Origin of the sequence: Aquabacterium sp., from assembly GCF_004297345.1 — a bacterium.
Lineage (GTDB): Bacteria > Pseudomonadota > Gammaproteobacteria > Burkholderiales > Burkholderiaceae_C > Aquabacterium.
In genome coordinates this window covers 1-4,979 of record NZ_SCTN01000204.1, presented here as the reverse complement: position 1 = coordinate 4,979, position 4,979 = coordinate 1, and the positions used below count along the sequence as shown (strand labels likewise).

At 55.6% G+C, this 4,979-nt stretch carries 7 protein-coding genes and 1 tRNA gene; 5 read left to right on the top strand and 3 right to left on the bottom strand.

The window, feature by feature from the left end:
* The first annotated feature begins 63 nt into the window (after window positions 1-63).
* Window positions 64-282: a hypothetical protein gene (locus EPO09_RS07395; RefSeq protein ID WP_290641712.1), complete on the top strand. Its 219-nt coding sequence runs from the start codon at window positions 64-66 to the stop codon at window positions 280-282.
* A gap of 234 nt (window positions 283-516) precedes the next feature.
* On the opposite strand, the gene EPO09_RS07390 is transcribed toward EPO09_RS07395, so the two are convergent.
* Complete coding sequence (locus EPO09_RS07390) at window positions 517-1,089, bottom strand: hypothetical protein (protein WP_290641710.1); 573 nt, start codon at window positions 1,087-1,089, stop codon at window positions 517-519.
* An 830-nt stretch (window positions 1,090-1,919) separates the two neighbouring features.
* On the opposite strand from EPO09_RS07390, the gene EPO09_RS07385 reads away from it, so the two are divergent.
* Window positions 1,920-1,988 (top strand) — tRNA-Met (locus EPO09_RS07385).
* Between the two features lie 51 nt (window positions 1,989-2,039).
* Here EPO09_RS07385 and EPO09_RS07380 read toward each other — a convergent pair.
* Together EPO09_RS07380 and EPO09_RS07375 are read right to left on the bottom strand one after the other, a co-directional pair.
* Complete coding sequence (locus EPO09_RS07380; RefSeq protein ID WP_290641708.1) at window positions 2,040-3,044, bottom strand: tyrosine-type recombinase/integrase; 1,005 nt, start codon at window positions 3,042-3,044, stop codon at window positions 2,040-2,042.
* Window positions 3,028-3,450: a hypothetical protein gene (locus EPO09_RS07375; RefSeq protein ID WP_290641706.1), complete on the bottom strand. Its 423-nt coding sequence runs from the start codon at window positions 3,448-3,450 to the stop codon at window positions 3,028-3,030. The genes EPO09_RS07380 and EPO09_RS07375 overlap by 17 nt, the downstream gene beginning before the upstream one ends.
* Window positions 3,451-3,481: 31 nt before the next feature.
* Here EPO09_RS07375 and EPO09_RS07370 point away from each other — a divergent pair, with 31 nt between their 5' ends.
* The 3 genes from EPO09_RS07370 to EPO09_RS07360 all read left to right on the top strand — a co-directional run.
* Entirely contained in the window at window positions 3,482-3,763 is a 282-nt protein-coding gene (locus EPO09_RS07370) for a hypothetical protein (RefSeq protein WP_290641704.1), read from the top strand.
* On the top strand, window positions 3,760-4,170 hold the full coding sequence (locus tag EPO09_RS07365) for a hypothetical protein (RefSeq protein WP_290641702.1): 411 nt from the start codon (window positions 3,760-3,762) through the stop codon (window positions 4,168-4,170). Before EPO09_RS07370 ends, EPO09_RS07365 begins: the two co-directional genes overlap by 4 nt.
* A 4-nt stretch (window positions 4,171-4,174) precedes the next feature.
* A partial coding sequence (locus tag EPO09_RS07360) for a phage/plasmid replication protein, II/X family (protein WP_290641713.1) occupies window positions 4,175-4,979 on the top strand: 805 nt, incomplete at its 3' end.

Here is a 4,979-nt window from a genome sequence, read left to right as displayed (position 1 = left end):
ACGCCTCGTTTTGGCCTCGATAATGCGACAGCGCCAAGTCTCGGCGGCCTTCAGGAGCCTTACATGTCAAAGCAGCACAAGCGTGCCGACCCGCTCGCGCAGAAGCACGCTCCCAGCGACGCAGGTCGTGCAGAAAAGGACGCTGCTCGCCTTGGGCGCGACACACGTGGGTGGGTCGCCGCCAACAAGCGCTCAGGGAAGGAGTTCGAAGCCCGACGCAACCTCCCATCCGGCCCGCTGGGCGGCTCAGGCCGCAAAACGAATATCTCGCGATCCTCCTAGGCTGCCGCGAGACCGCTATCGGCCAGTCAGCGTGCCGTCATCGGCCTTCGGCCGGCGGCAGCAATCGCTGCAGAGCGGCTGTCCACACAGCCAGGTCAGCAATAGGTTGGTTGCAGTCACACGCTGCACCTCGCGTCACTGACCACAATCGACGGCGACCGTTCAGGCTTGCCAAAAGTTGCCAGACGACCGAGCCTTGGCGCCACGCGTTGCTGTGAACGCACCATAACAGCGCTAAAGGCGCCCGCGCTTCTTATTGGTGTATTGGTGGTTAAAGGACGAAACCTCGGATGCATTCTCTGCGGCAATGCGTTCAATGTTGTTAATCGATTCAAGTGCATTGGCGTAAGTACGGCGCACAAAGAGACTTGCGACCTGTAGCGCACTCATGCCGAGGAACGCTGGCTCCATGTTTGGAGTCAAGACGTAGAAGCCTTCCTCAAGCAACTCATCATGAAGCGATTCCTTTAGATGGAAATCTGGGCCAAGAGAAATGGCCATTACCGACAGGCGAGTGGGCAGCACTTGCTGAACGCGCGAGAAGAGGTCTTTCGCGATCAATGGCAAAAGCAAAAGACGACTGTCAGATAGATCTAGGGCAATTGCTGCCACTGCATTCAGGACAATAACGGGAATCAATGACTCAGCGTCACACAGGATCAAAGGGGTACCAGAAGCCTCATACCGAGCTCTGTCATGTGGGGCAACACTTACCCAAATGTCCTCCGATTCCCTGACAAGCGCCTCATGAACATGCGGTGAAAGCTCAAGGAGAGATCGGATGCTGTCAGCACTATCTGGGGGCATGTGCTCTCCGACTGGATCGTCTTACATGCTCCCATCTAAACACATTTTGATGTGCTGATCCAATCTAGCGAGTACCCAATTGGAAGCGTAAGTCGCGGTGACCGGCCGCAGTAGCCAGACTAACCAGTCTGAGCGAGGTTAAAGGGGACCCTCACGTTCGCGTCTTCCGTCGCTGCCACTCGAATGGCTTTGGCTTCGAATTCCACTAAGCGAGGATGGCGCGAGTTTAGCCCCTCCAGCCGCGGACATTCAGGCCGGAGTCGCGGGGGGAAACCTGTCACCAACAGGACTGCATGATTGCAGCGACCGCGGCGTCGGTCTTCCCTGCAGCAGAACTTGAAGGTAAGCCAATGCTTGCTTCATGCCACTCATCGTCAATCCGGCTCTCTGCGGCGAATCGCGGTAACCGCTTGTGACGCGTTTTCGGGCAGCCATCGCAGAATGCGCACACTGTCCGAAAATATGAATTATTGGTAATTATCTTGAATCCGATAAAACACAGGCAGTACATGTCGAAAGGTTGAACCTGTGGGGTTCTTCTGGTTACTTAGCCCTATGGCCCCGTCGTATGGTTGCAGTCCATTGCTCGCTTGTGGGGAGCAATGTCTGGCTGTCAGCCCCTAGCCTGTAGCCTAGGCCGATAGTAAAGAGTGAAGAAGGCTGATTGAGGTTTCTCGCTCAATTGAGAGCCCCCCCTCAATTCTTGAGGTAGGAAATTGCAAAAAAGTAAGGCCGGCGCAAGAGGTTATCCACAGGTGGACAACCTCTTTGAAGACCAAATACCTGAACATGTCCGTTCTGATCATGTGAGACGTGTTCCTTTGGTAACAAGGCGCAGTGCGGATAACAGAGGACTCATAATCCTTTGGTCGTTGGTTCAAGTCCAACACGGCCTACCAATAAATTCAATCACTTAGCGCTGTTTTTGGCGCTGAGCAATCCGTTAAGTGTCAACGAACTGTCAACGCAGTCAACGGATTGAGCTTCACCACCTCTTGCAGGTGGTCAGGCGCTAGATGCGCATAGCGCATCGTCATCGTCAGGTTTGCGTGGCCAAGGCTGCGTTGCAACACGAGGATGTTGCCGCCGTTCATCATGAAGTGCGATGCGAAGGTGTGGCGCAGGACGTGTGTGAGTTGGCCGTCTTGAAGCGCGATGCCAGCGCGCTCGATGGCATCGCGGAAAGCTGAATAGGCGTAGGCGAACAGGCGTTGCCCCGTTTCTGCCTTGTCATGGTGATTCCGCAGTTCCTGTTCAAAGCTGGGCTCAATCGGGATCGCTCGCACCTTGCCAGACTTCGTGCCAGCGAATTGGATCTGGCTGTTTCTGATGTGCCGCGTTTCGAGGCTCTCGGCCTCGCTCCATCGAGCCCCGGTGGCCAGACACACCTTGGCGATCATGGCCGCATGGCGATTCTTCCCTTCGCTCAATTTTTCAAGCAGATCACGAATCTGATCGGTCGTCAGGTATGACAGCTCGCGCTCTTGCACTTTGAACTGGCGTAGCTCGGCCAGGGGGTTGGGCTTTTTCCATTGGCCCAATCGGCGCAGTTCGTTGAACACAGAGCGCAGGTATGCGTGTTCACGGTTCACGCTGTTCGGTGCGATGCCCGCAGCAAGCCGCTCGGTGCGGTAGGTGGCGAATGTGTTGACTGTGAAGCGATCAGCAACGGGGTTGCCCATGGCATCGCACGCGAGCTTGAGGCGGCTGTATGTGTTGGCTCCAGCTTTCAGGCCAGACCCGTGGTGTGAATACCAGAGTTCGATCAGTTCACGTAGCTTGCGTGTGTCGCGCTTCTCGGGTTGCCACTTGGCGTTTTGATTGACCTGCGTTGTTAGCCAGGCCTCGTAGGCCTTGGCTTCTGCTTGTGTCTTGAATGTCTTGCGAAAGCGCTTCCCTCCGCGCCCTCCTGGCTGGCTATCTACAAGCCATCCAGCATCACTCTTTTTGATCATTTTTCTTCCGTGCCGCTTTCCGCTCAAAGCTAGGCAACAGATGGCTTCTGTCCCCCAACTTGTACGCGTCGCTGCATTTCTTAACCAGTTTTTCGTCTTCCGTTAGCTCCATCCCTGCGCCGACTTTGGTCAATAGGTCTTGCCAGTTAACTCTCTTTTTTGCGGCTGCTTCTTCTAGCGAGATTTGCCCGCTTTCGCGGTGTGTACGTCCCGTTGTTAGCCACATGATCAATTCGGGCTCGTGGTGGCACAGCTCTTCAAGCATCTCAACTGTAGGGCGCTGTCTTTTCAGCCAGACAGCACTCCATCTGTCGGCCGCTATCCCCGTCCACTCTTCAAGCTGTTTGTACCTTCTTCGCGGATCCGTCAATTCCGACATAAACAGTCGGACTCTGTCTTCAATCATTGCTTTGCCCTCGCGTTACGCATAATCTACGTTGCGCAACGTACTTAATACGTTAATTGGGGGTGAATTTATCGTGCAACAACGTACTGATCAGGATACATCAGAGGCCCTCCAGGGTGGCGGCTTTTCCATTTCGGTGCCTGTTATGACGCGCGAGGCCTTCGCCACCGCCATCGGTCTTCCCGTCGGTGTCCTTATTGCACAAGCTGATCGCGGCATGTGGCCCACCGTGCGCGTCGGCAAGCGGACCTTGATTAACGTTGAGGCAGTTCGAGTTCTAGCTGCTCAGAAGGCACAGGAGTTCGACCTGTGAACGTGCCATACACGCATCAAGCCCATGCTCGCGCCTGTTTTGAAGCCGCTCGGGCCGGTGTTGTTCTTGATCGCAAGTGCGTTCAGGTCCGCCGTGGACAGCTTATTTATTGTGCGCAGATCGTCGAGGCAGTCACGCTTGATAAGGCTGGTGATTGCTGGACCGTCGAAGCCACTTGGCCTCACATCGGCCGCATGACTGTGCTCGTTCGCAACGTTCGCGACTGTGAAGGGGCCGAGGGCAATTGCGTCTGCGCCGAAGAGAAAGCGCCCGCCCGCAGCGTCAGCGAGGACGGACGCTTTCTCTTCAGCGCTTCGCGCGAAGCGCGTGTTTTTTCTCAGGCGGGCGTGGTAGCACCGCCTGAGAGTCTCACGCATGAGACAGCCTCAATTTCTGAGCGTGTTTGAAGCAATGGCATACGACACCATCAAGCTCAAGTCACCCAGCATGGACCGTTCTGTCATGCGCCGCATTGAACAACAGTGCATCTTGCGTTCGGGGACTGATCTCGCCAGCGGCGAAATCATGTACGAGTTGTTCACCGGCCAGCTTCTGGGCTCTTGGGACTCGCGTATTTCCGTGTTGCCCAAGTACGAGGACTTCGTGCTCGATAAAAACGGGCGTCCGCGTCTGCACCCTTGTGAGCCTTACTTGATCGTTGAGGCCAGCGTCCACAAGGTCATGCACGGGCACAACGTCTATGGCGGTCCATCCAACTTTCTGGATGCGGCGCGCTACCTTGTCGCGCTGGTCGAGAAGCTTCTTGAAACCGAGTTGCTCCCTGCCGATTACTGGACTGTTCATCGTGTCGATGTGGCTCACGTGTACAACCTGAGCAAGCCCGCATGCAAAGAGTTCTTCGACTCCATTCAGCTCCGCAACTTTCCTCGGCGTCAGAAGAATTCGGCCAAGTACCACATGGCCATTTACTTCGCCGGGAAGACGACCACCGTCAAGTTTTATCACAAGGGCAGCGAGTTCCGCGTACACGACTACAGCCGCCTCCGCAGCTTTTTTCGGGCTCTGTTCAATCATCAATTCGGACCCGACTCGAAGAACGCCGAACGGGTTGAAAAGAAGCTTCAAGCACTTCAGCGACTCGCGGACAACAGGCTCCGCGTCGAGGTCGAGATTCACTCAGACAAGCTCCAGTACGACTACGGCAAGAACCCCACCGTGGCCGAACTCACCGATGAATATCTGGAGCGCATCCACG